The sequence below is a fragment of the Paeniglutamicibacter quisquiliarum genome, assembly GCF_019084045.1.
GTDB lineage: Bacteria > Actinomycetota > Actinomycetes > Actinomycetales > Micrococcaceae > Paeniglutamicibacter > Paeniglutamicibacter quisquiliarum.
Map to the genome: position 1 here is coordinate 42316 of NZ_JAHRED010000011.1, position 24578 is coordinate 66893.

Below are 24578 nucleotides of genomic sequence, written 5' to 3' on the forward strand. Positions count from 1 at the left end.
TCAAGTCGGATTTGGTTTGAAGGTGCGGGACTTGGAGCACGAGAAAGCCGACGTGAAGGGAAAACGGGCACATTGGGTATCGAAAACCTCGTTCGCATGGTCACGGAGCTTTCGGAGATCCTTGCCGAACATTCGCAACCCGATTGGTCCGAGATCTTTCGGGTGAAAGCCAACGAACTTGGCACGGCGTTGACCGACTCGGAAGCGATCCGGATCTACAAGGGGATTCTGGAATCCCTCAGGGGCGGCGCGGGGGGCGTGAATGACCTGGTGCTTTACCAAGACGGCAGGTTACTGAAGAAGCAAACGAACCGCATTCACGAACTCTTGGAACACATCCGTGAGGCCGCGTACCGAGGGCTCGCTGAGCTCGAGGACTCCTGAGGGAGTTTTCTCGAGCGGGGGAGCGCGCGGCCTGGTTCAGTTGCCGGCAGATCCCCGAACCACATCGTGATGTAGGCGTCCGTGGCGGCCGGTGGCGTGGCGCGGACGTGATTCACCTGGCCGGTCGCTGGTGAACGCGTGGTGTTGTTTCAGGGATGTCGGAGGACGTCGAATGACACCGCCTGGACGTTTGCCGGCCCCGGGATGGTGCGCCACGAAACTTTGGGTAACCTTGAACGGTGACTGAGCATGAACCGATGACCCAGATTGACGGCGACGAGATGCCCCGCTCCTATGAGGTGCGCACCTTCGGCTGCCAGATGAACGTCCACGATTCCGAACGCCTCTCCGGCCTGCTGGAGGGCGCAGGGCTGGAACGCAAGGACGAGGCCCTGACCGACGAGGTCGCCGACGTGGTCGTGTTCAACACCTGCGCCGTGCGCGAGAACGCGGACAACAAGCTCTACGGGAACCTGGGCATGCTCGCACCGCTGAAGCGCGAACGCCCGAACATGCAGATTGCCGTCGGCGGGTGCCTGGCCCAGAAGGACCGCGAGACCATCCTGAAGAAGGCCCCCTGGGTCGACGTGGTCTTCGGCACCCACAACATCGGTTCGCTGCCGACCCTGCTCGCCCGGTCGCGCCACAACAAGCAGGCGGAACTGGAGATCCTCGAGTCCCTGGACGTCTTCCCCTCGACCCTGCCCACGCGCCGCGAGTCGGTGTATGCCGGCTGGGTGTCGATTTCCGTGGGCTGCAACAACACCTGCACCTTCTGCATCGTGCCCTCGCTGCGCGGCAAGGAGCGGGACCGCCGGCCCGGGGAGATCCTCGCCGAGATCGAGGCGCTGGTCGCCGACGGCGCGATCGAGGTGACCCTGCTGGGCCAAAACGTGAACTCCTACGGCGTCGAATTCGGCGACAAGCTGGCCTTCGGCAAGCTGCTGCGCGCCTGCGGGCAGATCGAGGGCCTGGAGCGCGTGCGCTTCACCAGCCCGCACCCCGCCGCCTTCACCGACGACGTCATCGAGGCCATGGCGCAGACCCCCAACGTCATGCCGCAGTTGCACATGCCGCTGCAGTCGGGCTCGGACAAGGTCCTGAAGGACATGCGCCGCTCCTACCGCTCGAAGAAGTTCCTGGGCATCCTGGACAAGGTCCGCGAACAGATCCCGCACGCGGCCATCACCACCGACATCATCGTGGGCTTCCCCGGCGAGACCGAGGAGGACTTCCAGGCGACGCTCGACGTGGTGGAGGCCTCGCGCTTCTCCACGGCCTTCACCTTCCAGTACTCCAAGCGCCCCGGCACCCCGGCCGCGGACCTGCCCGACCAGCTGCCCAAGGCCGTGGTGCAGGAACGCTACGAACGTCTCACGGCGCTGCAGGACCGCATTGCAAAGGAAGAGAACGCCAAGCAGGTCGGGCGCACCGTCGAGGTGCTGGTGACCGAGCAGTCCGGCCGCAAGGCTGGGGAAACCCACCGCCTCTCCGGCAGGTCCACCGACCAGCGTCTGGTGCACTTCTCCGTGCCGGCCGGCGCCGAGGCGCCGCGCCCGGGAGACCTGGTCACCGTGCCGATCACCGGTGCCGCGGCCTTCCACCTGGTCTCCGACCCGTGCGCCGAACAGTACTCGCTGCGCCGTTCGCGCGCCGGTGACGCCTGGGACCGCGCCCAGGCCGAGAGCTGCGCGGTTCCCGCCCCCGGTTCGGGCGCGGCCGGGGGCAAGACCAACCTGGGCATGCCCTCCCTGATGGTGCGCGGCTAGGGGCATGGCTTCCGAGCAGCTGCCGGTCCTCGCGGTCGTCGGCCCCACCGGGACGGGGAAGTCCGACCTGTCCATCGCCCTGGCGCGGGAGCTGGGCGGCGAAATCGTCAACGCCGACGCCCTGCAGTTTTACCGCGGCATGGACATCGGCACGGCCAAGCTTCCGCCGGATGAACGCGGCGGGGTACCGCACCACTTGCTCGACATCATGGATGTCCGCCAGGAGGCCAGCGTCGCCCGCTTCCAGGCCGAGGCGCGCCATGCCTTCGACGACATCCGCGGCCGCGGCCTGGTGCCCATCCTGGTCGGCGGGTCCGGCCTGTATGTGCGGGCGGCGTTGGACGAGATCGACTTCCCGCCGACCGATCCGGCAATTCGCCGGCGGCTGGAGGCAGAGGCCGCCGAAGCGGGCATTGCCCCGTTGGCCGCACGCCTGGCGGAGGTGGATCCGGCCTCCGCGGCCAGGAACCTCGATGACCGGCGCCTGATCCGCGCGCTGGAGGTCCACGAAATCAGCGGCAAGCCGTTCAGCTCGTTCATGCCCCAACGCCAATACCACGCCCCGGCACTCCAGATCGGGCTGAACATCGACCGCACCGCGCTGCACGAGCGCCTCGCGGCTCGGGTGGGCAGGATGGTCGAACTCGGCCTGCTGGAGGAGGTGCGCCGTCTCGATGCCCAGGGGCTGCGGGAGGGAAAGACCGCCTCGCGGGCCATCGGCTACGCGCAATTCCTGGCCGTGCTCGACGGCACCATGTCGGAAAAGGACGCCACGGAAAAGACGGTCATCGCGACCCGGCAATTCGCCCGGCGCCAGGTCACCTGGTTCGGTGCCGATGACCGGGTCAGCTGGTTCGACCCCACGGACAGGACCCTCGTATCCCGGGTCCTTGCCCGCATCCGGGAATCCTGATTCCGCACGGCGTCCCGCCCGGACCCAAATAGGTGCCGGGGTTTTGCGGCACGTATTCTTGTAACCATGAGCGCGAACGACCCCACACCAGTGACCACCCCAAGCCTGCAGTCCGTCGTGGGGCGGCTTCCCTATGCCAAGGGGCACGGAACCGGAAACGATTTCGTCCTCATCTCCGATCCGCTCGATGAACACCGGCTGGAGGCCGAACAGGTCGCCGCCCTGTGCGACAGGCACCGCGGCATCGGCGGGGACGGGCTGATCCGCGCGGTTCCCTCCGCCACCCTGGCCGAGGGCCGGGAAGTGCTGGAAACCAGCCCGGACGCCTACTGGTTCATGGATTACCGCAACGGGGACGGATCGATCTCCGAGATGTGCGGCAACGGCGTGCGCGTCTTCGTGCACTTCCTGCTGAGCGAAAACCTGGTGGACCTTCCGGTGGGCTCCCGCCTTCCCATCGGGACGCGCGCCGGGGTAAAGGTCGTCACCCGGCTCGAGGACGGCTACGCCGTGGACATGGGCCCCTGGGAGTTCATCTTCGAACAGGCCGCAACCCAAAACGGGCTCGATTCGAGGGTCACCACCACCGGCCTGGAAAAGGCGCGCGGTGCCCTGAGCATCTCCATGGGCAACCCCCACACCGTCGTTGCCGTGGCCAACGCCGGCGAGCTGGAGGACCTGGAACTCTTTGTGATCCCAGACGTCCGGCCGCTGCCCCCGCAGGGAACGAATGTCGAATACGTCCTGGCCGCCGACCCCATCGTCACCGACGGCGTCGGTTCGCTGCGCATGCGCGTGCACGAACGCGGCGTGGGCGAGACCCTGTCGTGCGGCACGGGGGCCTGCGCCGCCGCGGCGGCCACCCGCCATTGGGCCCACGCCCAGGACATTCTCAGCTGGAAGGTCCAGGTTCCCGGCGGCGAGGTGGGCATCGAATTCACCCAGGGTGCCACGGGCCGGGAACACGTGGTGCTCAGCGGCCCCGCGGTCCTGGTGTCCCGCGGCGAGATCACCGAGATCTGACAACGATGGCCGGGTTCCCCCAGGGGAACCCGGCCATCGGCACACAGGGGACTAGGAAGCCTCGGGGCGTGAGATCTTCAGGATGCGGAAGGCCTTGTCCGTTGAGACCCGTTCGATGCCCCAGTCATCGGGCATGACGGTGCCCAGCCACTTCTGCAGGGAATCGGCACCCAGGTTCTTCTGGACCACCAGCCAGGCGGTCCCGCCCGGGGCAAGTCGCGGCAGCCACAGCAGCAGAAGCTCGTGCAGGGCCTCCTTGCCGATCCTGATGGGCGGATTGGACCAGATGGTGTTGTACTGCAGGTCCGGGTCGATTGCCTCCGGCAGCCCAACGACCACGTTCTTCAGGCCCAGGGTCGCGGCATTGTCACGCGTCAGGGCGAGGCTTCGTTCATTCACGTCGACCCCGTACACCGTTGCCGCGGGGGAGGCCAGGGCCATCGAGAGTGCGATGGGGCCCCAACCGCAGCCGATGTCCAGGAGGTTTCCGCTGGCCGAGGGGTCCGGAACACCGTCCAGAAGAATGGCGGTTCCCTTGTCGATCCGGTCCGGGCTGAAGATGCCGCCGGAGCTTTGCAGCTTGTGCTCGGCGCCGCGCAACTTGACGCTGATGTGGCGCCGCTTCTCTGGGGTGGAAGGCTGGGCGCTGAAATAATGTTCCGGGGTCATCTTGGCAGGTTAACCGCCCGGGGGCGGCAAACCCAAACCCTGGCCCCGGATTCGGCCGCAAAAATGTGTGAGATGCCTCAATGCGCGCCGCCGGGGCAAGTGATAGAGTTTTCCGTATGACTTACATTTAAGGCGCACCGGACACGCGACGGTCCCCGGTCCTTCCCCGAGAGAGCCATTTGCTCCTTGGCCGGAAGCCGACCCCTGCCGGGCCCGAGAGCGTCGCGCCGAAAAGTCACCCCGCCGCAGTCGACCTTCCAAGACCAACGACGTTTTGCGAAACAAGGTTCCCCGGCGCGGCATCCGGCACCCGGATCGACACGGCCCCCCGCCGTGTGCGCACCGCCCCGCAACCCACGCAATCGCCATCCAATCCCGATCGGGCCCCGTGCCCGGTTCATGACACGGACACCACCTTTGGGACGGCCCTCCACATCCGGCGCCCCAGGCAAGGAGCAAACCATGCATCCATTCAACGAACACGGACACCCCGGCAATCAATCCACGCACAAGGACGCTCTTGTCGGTACGGGGCACTATTCTGGATTACAGCAAACTAAGGGGAACATGACCAATCCACAGCCTTCCGGCCCGCAGGACAACGACATGGACGAGGCCCAGATCCAGGCAGCCATCGAACGGATCCTGGCCAGCGACAAGGCCGCCGCCAGCAAGAGCACCCACTTCGGTGCTCCCGAGGACGAGGGCGTCCTTTCCGGCCGCGCCCAGGCGCTGAGCAAGCTCACCGGTGAGCATTCATCCACCGACGGGGACCAGCAGGAGCTGGCCGAACGCCGCGCCCTGAAGCGCGGGGCAAGCCTGTCCACCGAACTCGAGGACGTCACCGAGGTCGAATACCGCCAGCTGCGCCTCGAGCGCGTCGTGCTGGCCGGCATCTGGAACGAGGGGACCGCCCAGGACGCGGAAAACTCGCTGCGTGAGCTGGCCGCCCTGGCCGAAACCGCCGGTTCGGAAGTGCTCGACGGCATGGTCCAACGCCGCGCGAAACCCGATCCGGGCACGTACCTGGGCTCGGGCAAGGCCATGGAACTGCGCGAAATCGTTGCCGCGACCGGGGCCGACACCGTCATCATCGACACCGAGCTGGCCCCCTCGCAGCGCCGTGCCCTCGAAGACGTCGTCAAGGTCAAGGTCATTGACCGCACGGCACTGATCCTGGACATCTTTGCCCAGCACGCCAAGAGCCACGAGGGCCGCGCCCAGGTCGAACTGGCGCAGCTCGAATACCTGCTTCCGCGCCTGCGCGGCTGGGGCGAATCGATGTCCCGCCAGGCCGGCGGCCGCGTGGGTGCCGCCGGCGGCGGCATCGGCTCCCGCGGCCCGGGTGAAACGAAGATCGAACTGGACCGCCGCCGCATCCGCGACCGCATGGCAAAACTCCGCAAGGAGATCAAGGGAATGCTGCCGGCCCGCGAGGCCAAGCGGGCAAACCGCAAGCGCAACGCGGTCCCGTCGGTGGCCATCGTCGGGTACACCAACGCCGGCAAGTCCTCGCTGCTCAACCGGCTCACCGACGCCGGGGTCCTGGTCGAGAACGCCCTGTTCGCGACGCTGGATCCGACGGTCCGCCAGGCGGAGACCCGCGACGGGCTGAACTACACGCTCGTCGACACGGTCGGCTTCGTGAAGTCGCTGCCCACCCAGTTGATCGAGGCCTTCCGGTCCACGCTGGAGGAGGTTGCCGAATCGGACCTGATCCTGCACGTGGTCGACGCCGCGCACCCGGATCCCGAAGGCCAGATCCAGGCCGTCCGCGAGGTGCTCAACGACGTCGATGCGCGAAACATCCCGGAGCTCATGGTCTTGAACAAGGCCGATGTCGCGGACCCGTTCGTGGTCGAGCGCCTGCGCCAGCGCGAGCCGAACCACGCCATCGTCTCGGCACGCACCGGCGAAGGCATCCAGGAACTGCTCGAAAAGATCAGCGCCGCAATCCCGAGGCCCAATGTCCAACTAGAATTGATGATTCCCTATGATCGAGGCGACGTGGTCAACAAGCTCCACGGCGCCGAGGCCGAGATCCTGGCCGTCGAACACACCGAATCGGGAACCCGCATGATGGTGAAGGTCCGCGAAAGCATGGCCGCAGAAGTGGAGCAATTTAGTATTCATGGCTGAGGAAACAGAGGTCATCGCCCTATTGGACGAGGCAGTGTCCAGCATGGGCGGACAAAGCCGGCCGGGGCAGCACGAAATGACCCGCCAGGTCGTGCGGGCCATGGAGACCGGTGAACACCTGCTGGTGCAGGCTGGGACCGGAACCGGCAAGTCGATGGCCTATCTGGTTCCCGCGCTGGCCCACGCGCTGGAATCGGAAAAGCCCGTGGTGATTTCCACCGCAACGCTGGCGCTGCAGGCGCAGATCGTCGGCCGCGACGTGCCCCGCCTGCTGAGCTCGCTGAAGGACAAGCTGCCGCGCGAAATGGACGTGGCCCTGGTCAAGGGGCGCTCCAACTACGTGTGCCAATACAAGCTCGGCGGCGGCTACCCGGACGACGACGAAGGCGCATTGTTTTCGATGGAATCCGGCACCCCCGTTCTCGGCGGGTCCTCCGATGGCCCCGGTTCGGCGCTGGGCCAGGAAGTGGTGCGCCTGCGGCAGTGGGCCGAGCGAACCGACACCGGAGACCGTGACGACATCACGCCCGGGGTCAGCGACAAGGCATGGCGCCAGGTCTCGGTCAGCGCCATGGACTGCCTGGGGTCCCAAAAGTGCCCCATGGCCTCGGAGTGCTTCAGCGAACTGGCCCGTGCCCGCGCGGCCAGCGCCGACGTCGTGATCACCAACCATGCCATGCTGGCCGTCTCTGCCTTCGAGGGCCTGGCCGTGCTGCCGGACTTCGACACCGTCATCATCGACGAGGCCCACGAACTGCAGGACCGCGTGACCAGTTCGGTGACGCGGCCCCTGTCGGTCAACATGGTCCAGACCGCGGCCTCGGCCGCCCGCAAGCACTGCTCGGTGAGCGTGGACGCGCTGAACCAGGGCGCCAAGGCCCTGCAGCGTGCCCTGGAGGGCGTCCCCACCGGGCTCATGGCCCGCGGGCTGAACGAGGACCAGGAAGCGGCCATCAACCAGATCGCCGAGGCCGCACGCGTGGTCCTCTCCGACTCGAAGCCCGAGGCCAACGCGCCCGCCGACGGCGGGCGCCAGATGGCCCGCTCCCAGGTCACGTACCTGGTGGATCAATGCACCAAGATGCTTGAAATGACCGAGGAACGCGAGGTGATCTGGGCGTCGCGGCCCGGCCACTTCAGCCCGGGGGAGGGCTATGTCCAGCCCGACGAATCCAGCCAGCCGACCTTGATGGTTGCACCCCTGTCCGTCGCGGGAAAGCTGCGCGAGGGCCTGTTCGACGGCCGCACCGTCATCCTCACCAGCGCGACCCTGGCCATCGGCGCCGCCTTTGAACCGGTTGCCGGTTCCCTGGGCCTGGTGGGCGACGGTGCACCGACCTGGAACGGCGTCGACGTGGGCAGCCCCTTCGACTACCCCAATCAGGGCATCCTGTATGTTGCCAAGCACCTGCCCAAGCCCGGGCGCCAAATGTCCCAGGAGACCCTGTCCGAAATCGAGGACCTGATCAAGGCCTCCGGCGGCGGTGCCCTGGCGCTGTTCACCTCGCGCCGGGCGGCCGAGGAAGCCGCGGAAATCCTGCGTGCGCGCCTGGACATCCCCATCCTGTGCCAGGGCGAATCAAGCATGAAGGCGCTGGTCGACCAGTTCTCGGCCGAACCGGATACCTGCCTGTTTGGCACGATGACGCTGTGGCAGGGCGTGGACGTCCCGGGCAACGCCTGCCGTCTGGTCATCATCGACAAGATCCCGTTCCCGCGCCCCGATGATCCGCTTTCCTCGGCGCGCAGCCGCGATATCGCCAAGCACGGCGGAAACGGTTTCATGGCCGTGGCCGCGAGCCATGCCGCGGTGCGGCTGGCCCAGGGCGCGGGCCGCCTGATCCGTTCGGTCAATGACAAGGGCGTGGTTGCGGTGCTGGACTCGCGACTGGCCACCGAACGCTACGGGACCTTCCTGCGCGCCTCGCTGCCGCCGCTGTGGGCGACGCCGAACAAGGCCACCGTCATCTCCGCGCTCGAACGGCTCAGCGAAGGCTGAGCCCCTGGCGCTGCCCGTCCCGTTTGCGGTTGATGGGCAGGGGACGCAAAACACCCGTGGGGGCCGATCCGGTGATCGGCCCCCACGGGTGTTTGGGGATGAGTTGTGGCTGCGGCCCTAGACGGAACGCATGACCGATACGACCTTGCCCATGACGGTTGCGGCGTCACCAAGGATCGGTTCGTATCGGGAGTTCTGCGGCAGCAGCCAGGTGTGCCCGTCACGCTGGCGGAAGGTCTTCACGGTGGCCTCGTCCTCGAGCAGCGCCGCGACGATGTCGCCGTTGTTGGCCGTGGGCTGGCGCCTCACGACAACCCAGTCGCCGTCGCAAATGGCCGCATCGATCATCGAGTCGCCGCTGACCTTGAGCATGAAGAGCTCACCGTGCCCCACCAGCTGGCGCGGCAGTGCGAAGACGTCCTCGATCGCCTGGTCGGCCAGGATCGGCCCGCCGGCGGCAATGCGCCCGACCAGGGGGACCATGGCGGTGTCGGCGGAGGTCGTCAGCTCCGAGACGTTCATGCCATTGGCTGCCTTGAGCTCCGACTGGCCCTCCACGACCTCCAGCTTTGCCTCGCTCTTGAGCTGCAGCGGCAGCAGGATCTCCATTGCCCGCGGGCGGCGCGGATCGCGCCTGATGTAGCCAAGCTTCTCGAGCTGGCTGAGCTGATGGGTCACGCTGGAGAGGCTGGCAAGTCCCACGGCGTCCCCGATTTCCCGCATCGACGGCGGGTACCCGTTGCTGCTCACGGAGCGCTGGATGGTTTCCAGAACCTTCTTCTGGCGGATTGTCAGGCTCTTCGCGTCGCGTCGAGGGGTTCGTTGTTCGGTCGTCATTGTCAATGCCTCATCCCGATCGTCGCCGGTTGCCCGCGCGTGCCGCAAATTGTCGGTGTGGGCTGGTGTAGTAAATACATCACCCCACAACCACCATCCTAGTAGACAAAGTCACTGCTTTCAAAGATTTGTTCGAACAGATCTGGACACGTGTCGTCGAAAAGTGCTAGAAATAAGATACGCACTACGAACACATGTTCGAAAGGTGCGTTCGAATAACCGTCGCATGTTCGATTGCGGGCCAACTGGACCCGGTCGGACCAGCGAATTCAGAGGAAAGGCAAAGACGTGGCAAACACTGCTTTCTCGGCCCCGCTCCACCTTGTTACATCCAACGACTACCTGCCCGAACCGCAGCCGTCGCTGGCTCCGCTTCGACTGACCCGCCGCGGGAAATTCGTGCTGATCGGGCTTCCCATCTTCGTGGTGAGCGCCGCAGTGCTCATGCTCCTGGGGCTGTTCCTCTCCCCGGCAAATGCCTCCGCGGACATCCCGCTGGGCGTCGACGCAGTGAGCGTAACCGTCATCGAGGGAGACACCCTTTGGGGCATTGCCCGCGAATTCGCGCCGCAGCTCGAACCCCGCGAAGCGGTCCGCCAGATCGGCGACCTCAACAACCTCAACAGCTCCGTGCTGCTCCCGGGCGCCGAACTCTTCGTTCCCACCGGAAGCTAGGACCCTGCCCCGGCTGCGTCCTCGGGCGCCGCATCGGGTCATTGCGAACCGATTATTACCCTTGGTACCGGCCATGATTCTCGGGCCCACCTGCCCCCGCCGTAGACTTGACCCGTGAATGAACGGCTAAATCGCCTGGCAAATCTGCCCCTGCGAGAAAATCTTCAAGGTCTCGAACCCTACGGCGCACCCCAGATTGACGTCCCCATCCAGCTGAACGTCAACGAAAACACCCACCCGGTCCCCGCCGAAGTGCATCGCGCCATTGTCGAAGAGGTCTCGGCGGCCGCCGTGGGGTTGAACCGTTACCCGGACCGTGAATTCACCGAGCTGCGCGTACGCCTGGCCGCCTACCTTGGCCACGGGCTGGAAGCGGACAACGTCTGGGCAGCCAACGGCTCCAACGAGGTCCTCCAGCAAATCCTGCAGGCCTTTGGCGGACCGGGCCGCTCCGTCATGAGCTTCCCTCCCACCTACTCGATGTACCCGCTGCTGGCCTCCGGAACCGACACCACCTACGTTGCCGGCGTGCGTTCGGCCGACTATGGACTTTCGGCAGCGGACGCCGCTGCCCAGGTTCGCGAGGCTGCACCGAACATCGTCATCCTGTGTTCGCCCAACAACCCCACCGGAACCGCGCTGGGCCTGGATGTTGTCGAAGCCGTCTACGAGGCCGGCAGGGCCAGCAACGCCATCGTGATCGTCGACGAGGCGTACGCGGAATTTGCCCACACCGGGACCCTGTCGGCACTTTCCCTGCTGCCCGGTCGCGAACGGCTCATCGTCTCGCGGACCATGTCCAAGGCCTTCGCCCTGGCCGGCGCCCGCCTTGGGTACCTGGCCGCGGCCCCGGAAGTCGCCGACGCCATCCGCCTGGTGCGGCTGCCATACCACCTCTCCGCCGTCACCCAGGCAACGGCGAATGCGGCACTGAAGCACGCGGACATCCTGCTGGCCAACGTCGAGGCCATCAAGGTGCAACGCGACCGCATCGTCAACGAGCTCACCCGCATGGGCCTTCACCCGGCCTCCAGCGACTCCAACTTCGTGTTCTTCGGGGGAGTCAAGGACACCAAGGCCATCTGGGAAGGGCTGCTCGAGGCCGGAGTCATCATCCGCGACGTGGGAATTCCCGGACACCTGCGGGTCACCGCCGGCACCGAGGACGAAACCACCGCGTTCCTCGTCCGTCTCGAGGAACTGCTCCATCAGGGGCCTCACACGCTCTAACGCTAAACTTGGAGCGGTGGAGCCGGTGGCGGCGGGCGGCTTGCAGAATTTGCCCGGCCGCACACCTGCCGGCCGCCGCCCCGCATCCTCGTCTCAACGCCTGATCTAAAGGAATGTGCATGTCTGCCGAAAAACTCACGGGTCGTCGCGCTCGCCTCGAACGCATCACCAGCGAGTCCTCCATCTTTGTCGAACTTGATCTGGACGGCACCGGCCGCTCGGAGATCAGCACCAGCGTCCCGTTCTACGACCACATGCTGACCGCGCTGTCGAAGCACTCGCTGATCGACCTCACGGTGCGCGCCACCGGCGACACCCACATCGACGTGCACCACACCGTGGAGGACACCGCCATCACCATCGGCGAGGTGCTGCGCACCGCACTGGGCAACAAGGCGGGCATTCGCCGCTTCGGCACCGCCTACGCCCCGCTGGACGAGGCCCTGGCCCGCGCGGTGGTCGACATCTCCGGGCGCCCCTACCTGGTCCACGGCGGCGAGCCGGCCGGCCAGGAATACCACTTGATCGGTGGCCACTTCACCGGGTCGATGACCCGCCACGTGTTCGAGTCGCTGACCTTCCACGCCCAGATCTGCGCCCACATCGAGGTGCTCTCGGGCCGCGATCCGCACCACATCGTCGAGGCCCAGTTCAAGGCCCTGGCCCGCGCGCTGCGCGACGCCGTGGAAGTCGACCCGCGGATCGGCGACGCCATCCCCTCCACCAAGGGCGCGCTGTAAATGGCAGCCAAGACGGTCACCGTCCTGGACTACGGATCCGGCAACGTCCGCTCGGCCGTCCGCGCCCTTGAGGCCGCCGGCGCCCAGGTCAAGCTCTCGGCCAAGCCCGAGGACATCTTGGAATGCGACGGGCTCTTCGTGCCCGGCGTGGGCGCCTTCGCCGCCGTCATGGAGGCACTCAAGGAAGTCGGCGCCATCCGCTGGATCGGCCGCCGCATCGCCGGCGGGCGGCCGGTGCTCGGGGTTTGCGTGGGGCACCAGGTGTTCTTCGACGAGGGCGTGGAGCACGGCATCCGCACCGAGGGACTGGGCGAATGGCCCGGCACCGTGGAACTGCTCAAGGCCCCGGTCATCCCGCACATGGGATGGAACACCGTCACCCCTCCGGCAGGAAGCAAGCTCTTCGCCGGGATCGAGGACGAACGGTTCTACTTCGTGCACTCCTACGCGGTGCAGGAATGGAACTTCGACGTCGCCCAGCCCAAGATGATCCCGCCGCAGGTCACCTGGGCGGAGCACGGGGTTCCGTTCATTGCCGGGATCGAGAACGGCCCGCTGTGCGCCCTGCAGTTCCACCCGGAGAAGTCCGGGGAAGCCGGGGCCAAGCTGCTGCGCAACTGGCTGGCGAGCCTCTAGGGATGCTGATCTGGTCAATTGTCCTCATGGGCGTCGCCGGCATCCTCGCCGGCGGCGCGCTCTCGCTGCGCCAGCAGCGCGCCCACATCTCCTGGATCATCACCGCCTGGGTGCTGGCCGGGGCTGCGCTCTTCTGCGCCTACCTCCTGACGCTCTAACCACCTTCCTCCTTCCGGGCACCGCCGGCCGCACCCGGCGCCGGCCCGGGATTGACCCCTAAGGATCGATCATGTCCGAGAACCAAAACAACATCCTCGAGCTGCTGCCCGCCGTCGACGTGGTGAACGGCCAGGCCGTGCGCCTGGTGCAGGGCGAGGCCGGCTCCGAGACCAGCTACGGCGATCCGCTCGAGAACGCCTTGGCCTGGCAGGAGGCCGGCGCCGAATGGGTGCACCTGGTGGACCTGGATGCGGCCTTCGACCGTGGCGCCAACACCGAGCTGCTGGGCCGAATCGCCAAGGAACTGACCATCAAGGTCGAGCTCTCCGGCGGCATCCGCGACGACGAATCCCTCGAACGCGCCCTCGAATTCGGTGCAACCCGCGTGAACCTGGGCACCGCGGCCCTGGAAAACCCGGAATGGACCGCCCGTGCCATTGCCCGCCACGGCGAGGCGATCGCCGTCGGCCTTGACGTGCGCGGCACCGTGCTTTCGGGCCGCGGCTGGACCAAGGAAGGCGGCGATATCTGGGACGTGCTCGCACGCCTGGAGGACGCCGGCTGCGCCCGCTACGTCGTCACCGACGTGACCAAGGACGGAACGCTGCGCGGACCCAACGTGGAACTGCTGGCCGAGATGTGCAAGCGCACCTCCAAGCCGGTCATCGCCTCCGGCGGCATCTCCAGCCTCGAGGACCTGCGCGTGCTGCGCGAACTGGTCCCGGCCGGCGTCGAGGGCGCCATCGTGGGCAAGGCCCTGTACGCGGGCAAGTTCACCATGGCCGAAGCGCTGGACGTGGCCGGGCGCCGCTAGGGCGCAGCCGCCTGCGCCGTTGTCCGGCGTCAAGCGTTGAATGGAAAGGGGGCAGGGCCGCGCGGCGGACCTGCCCCTCTTTCCATGTCCGGGCGAGGTGCCGACCAAGGCCCTGCGGCGGCGCCGGCGGGCGAGCTTCGCCACACCCACTTCGGCGTTGGCACATGGCGAACCGGCCCGGCACATGGGCACCGGCGGCAAGGCGCCAATACGCGCGATCCGCCGCTGACGTGGGCGCAAGATAGCATGTGGATATGAGCGCGAATTCTCCTTCTTCCCCCGCCGGCCAGGGCGCCGAACGCCACCTGCCCGGACACATCGCCGCGGCCCTGGCGCGCGCCGGCGGATCCGGCGATTCCGCCGGGCAGGAATGGGAAGGGCGGGACCTCAGTGGGGAAGGAAACCCGCTGCACAACTTCGACAACGACAACGGCCTGATCGATGAAAACCTGCGGGCCGCATTCGACGGACTGATCGCCGGAAGCGGCGGCGAGCAGCAGGTCCACGCAGCCCTGGCCGGCGCCCGCGTCTACATCGCCGTCGTGGCGCAGCTGGCCGACGGCGGCATGGGGGAGCACGGCTTTGCCGAGGACAAGGAAGCCGACATGGCACTTGTCACCCTCAATGCCCCCGACGGGCGCAAGGCCCTGCCGGTGTTCAGCAGCGTCGACAACCTCCAGGCCTGGCACCCCGAGGCCCGCCCGGTGGCCGTCTACGCGCCGCGGGCAGCCCTCTCGGCGGTAAGCGAGGACGCCCAGATGCTGGTCCTGGACCCCGGGGCCGATTTCACCTTCGTGCTGCGCCGCCCGGGCATGTGGGCCCTCGCCCGGCAACAGGAGTGGATCCCCAGCTACCTCAGCGAGGACCTTGCTGCGGTGGTGGCCGAGCAGGCCAGTGACGAGGAGGCTCTTGCCTCGATCCAGATCGCCCCGGGCCGTGGGGTGGGAACACGCACCGCCGCCGGTGCCTCCGTGGCCGGCGGGGGATCCGGGCCGGAACTGCGCCTGGAATTCACGTTCCGCCCGGGTACCGACGAGGCGGCGGCCCGCGAGTGTGTCTCACGGATCCACGCCCGGCTCTCCGCCAACCAGGACTTTGCCGAAAACGTCGACTCGCTCGAGGTCGCCTTGAAGGCAGGACCCTCCGCAGACCCCGGCACGCGGGCGTGAAATTCGGTCGCTACGGCCAACTGCTGCGCCAGCCCGGGGTCGCGCCGCTGCTGCTGATCGGCATGGTGGCCAGGCTGCCGCACGCCACGGTCGGCATGCTCCTGCTGCTGCACCTGGTCAACGAGCTGGGCATGGACTGGGGACCCGCGGGCCTGGTGGTTGGCCTGATGACCATCGGCATCGCGCTGGGTGCGCCGTGGCGCGGGCATGTGGTGGACATGTACGGGCTGCGCCGGGCGCTGATTCCCTCCATCATCGCCGAGGCCGTGGTGTGGAGCATCGTGCCGCAGGTTTCGTTTTACTGGGTGCTGCCGCTGGTGTTCGCCGGCGGGCTCTTTTCCCTTCCGGTGTTCTCCGTGGTGCGCACGGCGCTGGGCGTGATGACCACGGGGGAGACCCGCCGATCCGCCTTCGCCCTGGACGCCATGGGCACCGAGCTGGTCTTCATCGTCGGGCCGGCGACCGCCGGGATCGTTGCCACGTCCCTGGACACCACCGTCGGGATGATCGGCATTGCCGCGGCGGCCTCGCTCAGCGGCGTGGCATTGATGATCCTGAATCCGCCCACCCGCTCGGGCCAGCCCGGGGCGGTGGCCCAGAAGCCCAACCCGCACGAGGAGCGCCTCGGGGCCGAGGCCTCGCTCATTGCCGCGGGGCCCGGCGGCCTGGCCGATGTCGAAGGCGAATTGATCCTTGCCGGTTCCAAGTCCGCGCGGGCGCGCGTCGCCGCCCGCGGACGGGAGTTCCGCCACAAATTCGGCTGGGTCAGCGCCTCGGTGATCGCGGTGTTCATTGCCGCCTCCGGCGCCGGACTGGTGCTCTCGGGCACCGAGGTAGGGATCCTGTCGCTGCTTGACGAGCAGCACAGCGAGGGACAGCTGGGCATCGTGTTCCTCTTCTGGTGCGGCGCCTCGCTCGTGGGAGGACTCCTCTACGGCAGCCAGAATCGGCGCATCTCGCCGATCGTGCTGTTGCTGGCCATGGCGGTGCTCACGCTGCCGATGGCGTTCGCCACCAACACCTGGTCGCTGGCGCTGCTCTCGATCCTGCCCGGCATGTTGTGCGCCCCGGTGCTGTCGGCCGCCTCCGAATGGCTGACCGACCTGGTGGCGGAAAAGCGGCGCGGGGAGGCCATGGGCTGGTACGGCTCGGCGCTGACCAGCGGCACGGCCCTGGGCTCGCCGATCACCGGCGCGACGGTTGACGCCTTCGGCGCCTACTCCGGATTCCTCATGGTCGGAGCCATTGGCGCCCTGGTGTGTGCCGTGGCGTTGGTGGCACAGCAGGTGCGCCGGCACCGTGCGACCACGCGGGCACGCACGCTCATCGAAGATGCCTAGGGCCGGCTGAGGGTTCGCCGGACAAAAAACAAGTGCCCCGCCGTGAAGCGGGGCACTTGATCAGCAATGCGGCCGGGTGGATCCCGGTGGTTCGGATTCTCCGGAACCATCCTGTGAGAAACCTCTCGGCGGCAGGCCGCCAAAATCTTGCAGTGTTACGCGGAAAACGCGGTGGGCTAGTTCACCGGGCCGGTGAGCTTTTCACCCGGGCCCTTGCCCGGCTCGTCCGGGAAGGTCGAGGCCTCGCGGAATGCCAACTGCAGCGAGCGCAGGCCGTCGCGCAACGGACCTGCATGCTGGGAGCCGATTTCCGGGGCGGCGGACGTGACCAGGCCGGCCAGTGCGGTGATCAGCTTGCGGGCCTCGTCGAGGTCCTTCAGCTCTTCGGCGTCGTCGCCTGCGGCCAGGCCGCACTTGACGGCGGCGGCGCTCATCAGGTGAACGGCGGCGGTGGTGATGATTTCAACGGCAGCCACTTCGGCGATGTCGCGGATCTCGTTGGTGGCGTCGGTGGAGACCGGATTGGTTTCAGGAGTGCTCATACTGCTAAGCTTTCCATAGACCGACTGAATCCGTGTATTTGGAAGCGTCGCCCAACGGGTGGATGTGACCAAGGAGCCATGGATCAGTACGCAAGTGGAGGCCACTCCCACCCGCAGCAGCCGATTCAGGCGGCCGGGTAAGTTCGGTGCCGATGACCCCGCGGGGAATGTCGGCTGGATGATTTATTCATCGATCGAATCTGGGGCCTTCGCCTGCACTTGCAGCCGAGGGCCTTTCCTTTTGCTGCGGTGGCCTCGAACTTCGAACTACTCAGGAGCAACACATTAGCGATCCACGCATTAATGATCGAATCCGCGTCCCAGAGGTGCGGCTTGTCGGCCCTGCCGGTGAACAGGTTGGCATTGTCCGTATTGAGGATGCACTTCGTCTTGCCGTCGAGTCCGACCTTGATCTCGTGGAGGTCGCGCCCACCGCGAAGCCTCCCGTGTGCAAGTTGATGGACTTCGGAAAGTACAAGTACGAGGCTGCAGTCAAGGCACGTGAAACCCGCAAGAACCAGACGAACACCGTGCTGAAGGAAATTCGTTTCCGTCTGAAGATCGACACGCACGACTACGAAACCAAGGTCGGACACGCACTTCGCTTCCTTGGAGCCGGTGACAAGGTCAAGGCCATGATCCAGTTCCGTGGCCGTGAGCAGCAGCGTCCGGAAATGGGCATTCGCCTGCTCAACAAGTTCGCCGAGGCAGTTGCCGAAGTGGGCGTCGTTGAGTCGACTCCCCGCATCGATGGCCGCAACATGGTCATGGTCGTCGGGCCGCTGAAGAACAAGGCAGAGGCCAAGGCCGAAGCCCGTCGCTTGGAACAGCGCGATGCCGACAAGGCCAAGGCAGCGAACCCCAAGGCAAAGATGGACACCTCGGAGCCCCAGGGCGACATCGGCGGTTCGGTTGCCGATGTCATCGAGTCGGACATCATGGAAAAGCTTGCCAAGGTCCGTGCAGAGGCAGCAGCCGAAGAGGCCGCAGCAGCTGCAGCACCCAAGGTGGCCCCGGTCCGGACAGCCCCCGCAGCGGCCAAGGCCCCTGTCAGGTCGGCACCGACCCGCGAGGCCTCCAGCCGTCCGGCAGCCTCAAAGGCACCGGCAGCAGCACGTCCGGCGGCCAGCAGGCCGGCAGCGGCAGCGGCTCCCAAGCCGGTCGTCGCAGCCAAGCCCGTTGCGGCCCCGAAGCCAATGGCCGTTCCCAAGCCGATGGCCATGCCACCAAAGCCTGCGGGCAAGCCGGGTCCCAAGCCCGCAACCCGCGCAGCCAAGCCCGGGACGACCAAGTAGGGTCACCCCGAGCAGGGCACGCTCGCAAGAGCAACACCAGAACCACGGATTCCCCCAAACGCGGGAGTTCGCAAGATCCCCGGTCCGAAAGGATCCCGGGAGCAAGTAAGGAGAACGGCGGATATGCCGAAGTTCAAGACCCACAGTGGCGCCAAGAAGCGCTTCAAGCTCACCGGTAGCGGCAAGCTCGTGCGCCAGCAGGCCAACCGCCGCCACTACCTGGAGCACAAGTCCTCCCGCATCACCCGTCGCCTGGCCTCTGACCAGCTGGTCGCCAAGGCGGACGTCAAGACCATCAAGCGGATGCTCGGTCTCTAACACCAGTCCGTCTTGGGAATCCTGTCCTGGGTTCCCGACCACTTAAAGATTTTTTGCCGGCCCAATATTTGAGGCCAGGCGGAACAGAAACAAAGGAGTACACACGTGGCACGTGTGAAGCGGGCAGTAAACGCCCATAAGAAGCGTCGCGTCATTCTTGAACGCGCCAAGGGCTACCGCGGTCAGCGCTCGCGCTTGTACCGCAAGGCCAAGGAGCAGCTGCTCCACTCGTTCGTTTACAGCTACGGCGACCGCCGCAAGCGCAAGGGTGACTTCCGTCGCCTCTGGATCCAGCGCATCAACGCTGCATCCCGCGCCAACGACCTGACCTACAACCGCCTGATCCAGGGCCTGAAGGCTGCATCGGTCGAGGTTGACCGCCGCATGCTGGCCGAGCTGGCAGTGTCGGATGCCAAGGCATTCGCCGTGCTCGTTGCCGTTGCCAAGCAGGCCCTCCCGGCCGATGTCAACGCCCCGAAGGCCGCCGCCGCAGCTCCGGTTGCTCCGGCCGCCAAGAAGGCTCCGGCCAAGAAGGCTGCCGCTCCGTCCGCCGAGAAGGCTGAAATCGAAGGCGCCGTCAAGGCCGTCGAAGGCGAAGCCGCTCCCGAGGGCTTCATCATCAAGGGCAACGCCCAGTCGAACAAGTACCACGTCCCGGGCTCGACCTGGTACGACCAGACCGACGCCGAGTACTGGTTCAACAGCATTGAAGCAGCCAAGGCTGCCGGCTTCGAGCCTGCAGGTGGCGAGTCCCGCCAGCAGATCAAGGACGCCTAGTCCTTGAGCGCTTAAAGCTCTGGTCCAAAGGGACGGAATCGCTTGCGATTCCGTCCCTTTGGCGTATCCCCGGTAAAGTCATTCTCATGAATCTTGCCGGAGACAACGAAGTGACCATGACCAACGTCCGTGCCGAAAAGGTTCGAGAAGTGGCCCGACTGGCCACCCGCACGGGGCGCGCCCGCAGCGGCGAGTTCCTAGCCGAGGGCCCGCAGGCCGTCCGCGAGGCCCTGCGCCTGCAGCTGGAAAATGCAGAACAGGGAAAGGCCGCCGTTGTTCGTGCCGTCTATGCGACCGAGGACTGCCTGGACCGGTATCCGGAACTCGAGGTAATGGCCAACCAGGCCGAGAGCGTGCACACCCGGCTGGTCAGCCCGGAGGTCCTGGCGGCAATGGCCGACACCGTGACCCCGCAGGGAATCTTGGCCGTGTGCATCATTCCCGAAACCAGCCTGCAGGACGTGGCCGCGGCCAAGCCGCGACTCGTGGCGGTGCTGTGCCGCGTGCAGGACCCGGGCAACGCCGGAACCATCATCAGGGCGGCGGTGGCCGCGGGCGCCGACGCCGTGGTGCTCACCGCAGGCAGCGTGGACATCTACAATCCCAAGGCCGTGCGCTCCACCGTGGGCTCCGTCTTCCACCTGCCCATCATCACCAATGTCGATTTCGGTGAAACCATCGCCACGCTCAAGGCCCAGGGCAGCACCGTCCTTGCCGCCGACGGCTACGGTGCCGCGGACCTGGATGCGCTCCAGGACGCCAGCGCCGCGCGCCGCGCGGGAAGCCCGGGGGAAGCCGCCCAGGGACAGCCGGCCCTGGAGGACCCCACGGTGTGGCTCTTCGGAAACGAGGGCCAGGGCCTGAATGAGGACGAACTGGCCGGCGCCGACCACCGTGTGGCCGTGCCGCTGTACGGGATCGCCGAATCGCTGAACGTCGGCACTGCCGCCACGGTGTGCCTCTACGCCTCGGCACGCGCGCAACGACGCGCCTGAGGCGGGCGCCGCGCAGCTGCGCAACGGCGAAAATCCGGTGGCATAGGATGAGAAAATAGTGCTCAAATACCATGCCGATACCTCCTGCACGCGAGGTCTGCCCTTGCCGGGCGGACTGGTACACGGGTGTCGACGAATCACGGGCGAAAGAAGGTAGGGGCGCCATGGCAGCATCCGGCGGAACGAAGGCAGTGGTCGCGGCGCTTGCGGCCAACCTGACCATTGCGGTATTCAAGTTTGTGGCCTGGGCCGTGACGGCCTCCTCCTCAATGCTTGCCGAGGCCATCCACTCGGTGGCCGACTCCGGAAACCAGGTTCTCCTGCTCGTCGGCGGAAAGAAGGCCAGGCGGGAGGCCGATGCGCAGCACCCCTTCGGCTACGGGCGCGAACGCTACGTGTATTCGTTCATTGTCTCCATCGTGCTCTTCAGCGTCGGCGGGCTTTTCGCCCTCTACGAGGCCTGGCAGAAGTTCCAGCACCCCCACGGCATCGAAGGCAAGTGGTGGTGGGTTCCGCTGGCAGTGCTCATTGGCGCAATCATCGCCGAGTCCTTCTCCTTCCGCACCGCCATCATCGAATCCAACCTGGTGCGCGGCACCCAGTCCTGGGCCAAGTTCATCCGCACCGCCAAGGCCCCCGAACTGCCGGTCATCCTGCTGGAGGACTTCGGCGCGCTCCTCGGCCTGGTCCTTGCCCTGTGCGGCGTCAGCCTCACCCTGCTGACCGGCAACGGCGTCTGGGACGCGGCGGGCACCGCCTGCATCGGGCTGCTGCTGGTGGCCATCGCCATCGTGCTGGCCATGGAAACCAAGTCGCTGCTGCTGGGCGAATCCGCCGGGGTCGAGCACGTCGAGCAGATCTCGGCCGCCCTCACCGCCCGGGGCGCCAAGCTGATCCACCTCAAGACCCTGCACCTGGGCCCCGAGGAACTCCTGGTCGCCGCCAAGGTGTCGGTGCCGGAAAACGCCACGGGGGAGCAGATCGCCACCGCCATCGACGACGCCGAAGCACGAATTCGCGCCGCCGTGCCGCTCAAATGCGTGATCTACATTGAACCGGACATCCTGGGGGCGGCCAAGACGCTGCCCCAGGAAGGATAGTGGCGATGGCCTACAAGCAGATCGTCGCCGCCGCGATCCTGGACTCCCTTTCCTCCCCGCGCCGGCTGCTTGCCGCACGGCGCACCGCCCCGCCGGAACTCGCAGGCTTGTGGGAGTTCCCCGGCGGGAAGCTCGAGCCGGACGAGAGCTGTGAAGAGGGCGTGAGGCGCGAACTGGCCGAGGAGCTCGGTGTCGAGGTGGCCCTGGGCAGCGAGGTCTTCGGTCCCGTGCCCGAAGGTTGGGTGCTCAACGATCGTGCGGCGATGCGCGTCTGGTTTGCCGAGATCACCGGCGGCACCCCGGAGACGCTCGAGGACCACGACCAGCTCGCCTGGGTTGACCTGGAACGCGGGGCCCTCGAGGCCCTGGCCTGGATCCCTGCCGACCTGCCCATCGTCCGCGCGGTGCTTGCGGAGACCCTGGCCGGTGCCACCCGGTGATCCTGCTGACCGGATTTGAACCGTTCGGCGGGGCGGAGTCCAACTCCTCCCTCGCCGTCGCGCGGGAAGCCGCGCTGATCCTCGAAGAACAGGGCCTCCGGGCCGCGGCCGCGGAACTGCCCTGCGTCTTCGCCACCGCCCCGGCAGTGCTCGAAGGCCTCCTGGCCGCCCGGCGGCCGCACGTGGTGATCGCCCTCGGGCTGGCCGCGGGGCGCAGCACCCTGGGCCTGGAAAAGGTGGCGATCAACCACCTGGACGCCCGCATCGCCGACAACGCCGGGAAACAACCCATCGACCTGCCGGTCGTTGCCGGCGGGCCTGCAGCGTACTTCTCCGGCCTTCCGCTGAAGGCAGCCCTGCAGGCATTGCGGGACCCGGCCGCCGGAAACGGCCATGTCGCTGCCGAGATCTCCTATTCCGCCGGGACCTTCGTCTGCAACCAGGTGTTCTACGCCCTGATGCACCACACCCATGCGGTGCCGGGGGTCAGCGCCGGGTTCGTCCATGTTCCCCCGATGCGCGACGCGGACCCGGGGATCGGGCACCATGCACGCGCGGTGGCCGCCCTGGCACGGCTGGCGCTGGACCCAGGCCCCGAACCGGCCCTGGCCGCGGGCACCGAATACTAGGATCCCGCGGCGGGGCCGCTGTCCCGGGTGAGCAGTTCCCACTGCACCTCAAGCGTCACCGAAAGCTCCCGCCGGCCGGCAACCACCGGCATCGACTCGGCGGCCAACGCGACGGCCTTGGCACGTTGCAGCGGCTCCACGGGTGCGTCGCCCACTTCGCGGATCAGCAGCGCGGCCCCGAGGCGCGCGCCGGCAAGCGCGGCCAGGTGCGCGGCCTTGGAGCGTGCATCGGCGAAGGCCGATTCCCGGGCGGCCTTCAACGCGGTGCCGGGATCGGATACCTCCGCCCGCAGCGAATGGATCCGCAGTGCATCCCCGCCTGCGGCAACGGCGGCCGCCAGCACCCAGGTGACCGCGTCCACCGCCAGCTCCCGGGCCTCGATGGTCGTTTCCGCGTCGTAGCCGTCGGCCACGGATTCCTCGTTCCGCCAGGAGGTCCTGGCCATGAGCCCGATTCCCGTGGTTGCCAGGTTTGCCCCGGGTGCCGCGACCAATACCGCCGCGATGACCTCCCGCGCCCGGACGGCGGCAAGATCAAAGGCCTCCGCCGCCTGCCCGTGGTGCAGGTGGATGGTCAGGGAGATTGCCATGACATCGGGGACGGCCGGCGCGGATGCGGTCCCGTGCACCGTGATGGCGGCCGGGCGGTTCATGCCGCGGGCCCGTCAACCGGGCGTGCACCTGCCGGGGTTCCGCGGAGCCCGCGGCGCAGGCCGGCTGCCAGCACGGGCAACAGCTTGCGGACGGGCCTTTCCCGGTAACCGCCGGCCTGCAGGTTGGCAGCGCGCTCAAAAAAGTTCCTCGAGGCAGGGTCCGCGGTGCGCAGCCACGAATAGCCGGCGGCCGCAAAATACAGGGGGAGGAAGGGCAATCCCAGGCACAGGGCATATTGCGTGCAATGCGTCTCCTCATGGGAGAGCAACTGCGGGTGCAGGACCTGGCCGCTGAGCGAAGGACGAAAAAAGACGACGTTTCCCACGGTGAATGCCCCTGCCTTGGGGAGCGCCGGGGTGTAGTTTCGCGCGTAGAGGATTCCCCGCGCCCCGCGCGAGATGCTGCATCCGCTGGCGGCTGCCAGCGCCAGTCCACTGATGGTGCTCAAATTCAGCCAATTGGCGACCTCGCGGGTGCGCTCCCAGGTGTTCATGGTTCCCAAGTGTAGGCCCGGGGGGCCGGCAATGGGGGCCCGAGGCCGAAGGAACAATTCTTGGCCCGGGCGACCCACCCACTAGTGTTGAAGGGTGAACCGGGAGCACCGTCGCCGATCAATGCCCCGCACGTGGAGGAGAATTCATGAAGAAGACCGTATCCGTCATTGGTGTCATGGTCGCGCTGGTGTTGAGCCTGACCGGTTGCGTGAAGATGGAGGCCGACCTGGTCATCTCGAGCCCGGAGGAAGCAACGCTGGAGATGGTGATGGCCTTCGACAAGGGCGTTGCCGGAGACGTGGGCACCGACGAACTGCTGGCCCAGATGGGAATGACCGAGGACGAGTTCTTCCAGAGCATGCCGGAGGAAGCTGAGAAGACGCCCTACGACCAGGACAACTTCCGGGGCTACACCTTCACCGTCGCGGACAAGTCGCTGACCGAGATCAGCGACATCTCCGGCAAGCTGGGCCCGAAGATCGACGTCGACTACAGCGGGGAGATGTACCACTTCTCGGCCCAGGGTCTTGCCGGGACCGACACCTCGTCCCTGAGCGAAGCCACGATGACGGTCACCTTCCCGGGCGAGGTCACGAGCGCCAGCGCCGGGGCGCACATCGAGGGCAATACCGTGAGCTTCGACATGCGCGAGTCCAGCGGCGAGATGACCGCCGTGGCCAAGCCCAAGGACAACTCGGCGATGTACCTTTCCCTCGGCTTCGGTGCGCTTGGCCTGCTGGGCGCCGTCGTCGCGGTCGCCACGATGCGCCGCGCCGAGGAAACCGAAAACGTGCACGCCTAACACCGCAGGACGCCGAACCACGCGGTTCGGCCGGAT

At 66.9% G+C, this 24578-nt stretch carries 27 protein-coding genes; 22 read left to right on the top strand and 5 right to left on the bottom strand.

Going from position 1 to position 24578, the window contains the following annotated elements:
* Nucleotides 1-96: 96 nt before the first annotated feature.
* From KRR55_RS17240 to dapF, 4 genes are all read left to right on the top strand, one after another.
* A complete protein-coding gene (locus KRR55_RS17240; protein WP_217390549.1) occupies nucleotides 97-384 on the top strand; it encodes a hypothetical protein in 288 nt (95 codons plus the stop codon).
* A gap of 257 nt (nucleotides 385-641) precedes the next feature.
* Complete coding sequence (gene miaB / locus KRR55_RS17245; protein WP_217390550.1) at nucleotides 642-2153, top strand: tRNA (N6-isopentenyl adenosine(37)-C2)-methylthiotransferase MiaB; 1512 nt, start codon at nucleotides 642-644, stop codon at nucleotides 2151-2153.
* 4 nt (nucleotides 2154-2157) lie between these two features.
* Nucleotides 2158-3066, top strand: a complete 909-nt coding sequence (gene miaA / locus KRR55_RS17250) for a tRNA (adenosine(37)-N6)-dimethylallyltransferase MiaA (protein WP_217390551.1) — start codon at nucleotides 2158-2160, stop codon at nucleotides 3064-3066.
* 66 nt (nucleotides 3067-3132) lie between these two features.
* On the top strand, nucleotides 3133-4089 hold the full coding sequence (dapF, locus tag KRR55_RS17255; RefSeq protein WP_217390552.1) for a diaminopimelate epimerase: 957 nt from the start codon (nucleotides 3133-3135) through the stop codon (nucleotides 4087-4089).
* Between the two features lie 51 nt (nucleotides 4090-4140).
* Here dapF and KRR55_RS17260 read toward each other — a convergent pair whose 3' ends face one another.
* Nucleotides 4141-4758 (bottom strand): class I SAM-dependent methyltransferase, encoded by a 618-nt coding sequence (locus KRR55_RS17260; RefSeq protein WP_217390553.1) that lies wholly within the window; start codon nucleotides 4756-4758, stop codon nucleotides 4141-4143.
* A gap of 567 nt (nucleotides 4759-5325) precedes the next feature.
* Here KRR55_RS17260 and hflX point away from each other — a divergent pair.
* Both hflX and KRR55_RS17270 read left to right on the top strand, forming a co-directional pair.
* The gene (gene hflX, locus KRR55_RS17265) at nucleotides 5326-6897 is read left to right on the top strand and encodes a GTPase HflX (protein WP_217390554.1); all 1572 of its coding nucleotides are present in this window, start codon (nucleotides 5326-5328) and stop codon (nucleotides 6895-6897) included.
* Nucleotides 6890-8896, top strand: coding sequence for an ATP-dependent DNA helicase (locus tag KRR55_RS17270; protein ID WP_217390555.1), 2007 nt, complete (start codon nucleotides 6890-6892; stop codon nucleotides 8894-8896). Before hflX ends, KRR55_RS17270 begins: the two co-directional genes overlap by 8 nt.
* Before the next feature lie 117 nt (nucleotides 8897-9013).
* Here the strand turns inward: KRR55_RS17270 and lexA are convergent, their stop codons facing one another.
* Nucleotides 9014-9733 carry a transcriptional repressor LexA gene (lexA, locus tag KRR55_RS17275; RefSeq protein ID WP_217390556.1) on the bottom strand — a complete coding sequence of 240 codons (720 nt, stop codon included), beginning with the start codon at nucleotides 9731-9733 and terminating at the stop codon, nucleotides 9014-9016.
* Nucleotides 9734-10021: 288 nt separating this feature from the next.
* Here lexA and KRR55_RS17280 point away from each other — a divergent pair, with 288 nt between their 5' ends.
* From KRR55_RS17280 to KRR55_RS17315, 8 genes are all read left to right on the top strand, one after another.
* Entirely contained in the window at nucleotides 10022-10408 is a 387-nt protein-coding gene (locus tag KRR55_RS17280; RefSeq protein WP_336245158.1) for a LysM peptidoglycan-binding domain-containing protein, read from the top strand.
* Between the two features lie 114 nt (nucleotides 10409-10522).
* Nucleotides 10523-11638 (top strand): histidinol-phosphate transaminase, encoded by a 1116-nt coding sequence (locus KRR55_RS17285; RefSeq protein ID WP_217390557.1) that lies wholly within the window; start codon nucleotides 10523-10525, stop codon nucleotides 11636-11638.
* Between the two features lie 119 nt (nucleotides 11639-11757).
* Entirely contained in the window at nucleotides 11758-12378 is a 621-nt protein-coding gene (hisB, locus tag KRR55_RS17290) for an imidazoleglycerol-phosphate dehydratase HisB (RefSeq protein ID WP_217390558.1), read from the top strand.
* Nucleotides 12379-13014, top strand: coding sequence for an imidazole glycerol phosphate synthase subunit HisH (hisH, locus tag KRR55_RS17295; protein WP_217390559.1), 636 nt, complete (start codon nucleotides 12379-12381; stop codon nucleotides 13012-13014).
* Nucleotides 13015-13016: 2 nt separating this feature from the next.
* Complete coding sequence (locus tag KRR55_RS17300) at nucleotides 13017-13172, top strand: hypothetical protein (RefSeq protein WP_217390560.1); 156 nt, start codon at nucleotides 13017-13019, stop codon at nucleotides 13170-13172.
* Nucleotides 13173-13243: 71 nt separating this feature from the next.
* Nucleotides 13244-13987, top strand: coding sequence for a bifunctional 1-(5-phosphoribosyl)-5-((5-phosphoribosylamino)methylideneamino)imidazole-4-carboxamide isomerase/phosphoribosylanthranilate isomerase PriA (gene priA / locus KRR55_RS17305; protein WP_217390561.1), 744 nt, complete (start codon nucleotides 13244-13246; stop codon nucleotides 13985-13987).
* Nucleotides 13988-14241: 254 nt separating this feature from the next.
* Nucleotides 14242-15156 (top strand): SseB family protein, encoded by a 915-nt coding sequence (locus KRR55_RS17310; protein ID WP_217390562.1) that lies wholly within the window; start codon nucleotides 14242-14244, stop codon nucleotides 15154-15156.
* Nucleotides 15153-16496: an MFS transporter gene (locus KRR55_RS17315; RefSeq protein ID WP_217390563.1), complete on the top strand. Its 1344-nt coding sequence runs from the start codon at nucleotides 15153-15155 to the stop codon at nucleotides 16494-16496. Before KRR55_RS17310 ends, KRR55_RS17315 begins: the two co-directional genes overlap by 4 nt.
* A gap of 176 nt (nucleotides 16497-16672) precedes the next feature.
* On the opposite strand, the gene KRR55_RS17320 is transcribed toward KRR55_RS17315, so the two are convergent.
* Nucleotides 16673-17038 (bottom strand): DUF1844 domain-containing protein, encoded by a 366-nt coding sequence (locus tag KRR55_RS17320; RefSeq protein WP_217390564.1) that lies wholly within the window; start codon nucleotides 17036-17038, stop codon nucleotides 16673-16675.
* Between the two features lie 326 nt (nucleotides 17039-17364).
* On the opposite strand from KRR55_RS17320, the gene infC reads away from it, so the two are divergent.
* From infC to KRR55_RS17355, 7 genes are all read left to right on the top strand, one after another.
* On the top strand, nucleotides 17365-18333 hold the full coding sequence (gene infC / locus KRR55_RS17325) for a translation initiation factor IF-3 (RefSeq protein ID WP_418888849.1): 969 nt from the start codon (nucleotides 17365-17367) through the stop codon (nucleotides 18331-18333).
* A 123-nt stretch (nucleotides 18334-18456) separates the two neighbouring features.
* A complete protein-coding gene (gene rpmI / locus KRR55_RS17330; protein ID WP_217390565.1) occupies nucleotides 18457-18651 on the top strand; it encodes a 50S ribosomal protein L35 in 195 nt (64 codons plus the stop codon).
* A gap of 105 nt (nucleotides 18652-18756) precedes the next feature.
* The gene (gene rplT, locus KRR55_RS17335; RefSeq protein ID WP_217390566.1) at nucleotides 18757-19428 is read left to right on the top strand and encodes a 50S ribosomal protein L20, sunset domain variant; all 672 of its coding nucleotides are present in this window, start codon (nucleotides 18757-18759) and stop codon (nucleotides 19426-19428) included.
* An 86-nt stretch (nucleotides 19429-19514) separates the two neighbouring features.
* Entirely contained in the window at nucleotides 19515-20423 is a 909-nt protein-coding gene (locus KRR55_RS17340) for a TrmH family RNA methyltransferase (protein ID WP_217390567.1), read from the top strand.
* 164 nt (nucleotides 20424-20587) lie between these two features.
* Nucleotides 20588-21523, top strand: coding sequence for a cation diffusion facilitator family transporter (locus tag KRR55_RS17345; protein ID WP_217390568.1), 936 nt, complete (start codon nucleotides 20588-20590; stop codon nucleotides 21521-21523).
* Nucleotides 21524-21528: 5 nt separating this feature from the next.
* Complete coding sequence (locus KRR55_RS17350) at nucleotides 21529-21963, top strand: (deoxy)nucleoside triphosphate pyrophosphohydrolase (protein WP_217390569.1); 435 nt, start codon at nucleotides 21529-21531, stop codon at nucleotides 21961-21963.
* Nucleotides 21960-22592 carry a pyroglutamyl-peptidase I gene (locus tag KRR55_RS17355; protein WP_217390570.1) on the top strand — a complete coding sequence of 211 codons (633 nt, stop codon included), beginning with the start codon at nucleotides 21960-21962 and terminating at the stop codon, nucleotides 22590-22592. The genes KRR55_RS17350 and KRR55_RS17355 overlap by 4 nt, the downstream gene beginning before the upstream one ends.
* Here KRR55_RS17355 and KRR55_RS17360 read toward each other — a convergent pair.
* Together KRR55_RS17360 and KRR55_RS17365 are read right to left on the bottom strand one after the other, a co-directional pair.
* Nucleotides 22589-23245 carry an SIMPL domain-containing protein gene (locus KRR55_RS17360; RefSeq protein WP_217390571.1) on the bottom strand — a complete coding sequence of 219 codons (657 nt, stop codon included), beginning with the start codon at nucleotides 23243-23245 and terminating at the stop codon, nucleotides 22589-22591. The two genes, KRR55_RS17355 and KRR55_RS17360, sit on opposite strands and share 4 nt — an antisense overlap.
* On the bottom strand, nucleotides 23242-23739 hold the full coding sequence (locus KRR55_RS17365; protein ID WP_217390572.1) for a hypothetical protein: 498 nt from the start codon (nucleotides 23737-23739) through the stop codon (nucleotides 23242-23244). The genes KRR55_RS17360 and KRR55_RS17365 overlap by 4 nt, the downstream gene beginning before the upstream one ends.
* Nucleotides 23740-23885: 146 nt before the next feature.
* On the opposite strand from KRR55_RS17365, the gene KRR55_RS17370 reads away from it, so the two are divergent.
* Nucleotides 23886-24542, top strand: coding sequence for an LppM family (lipo)protein (locus KRR55_RS17370; protein WP_217390573.1), 657 nt, complete (start codon nucleotides 23886-23888; stop codon nucleotides 24540-24542).
* Nucleotides 24543-24578: the final 36 nt, after the last annotated feature.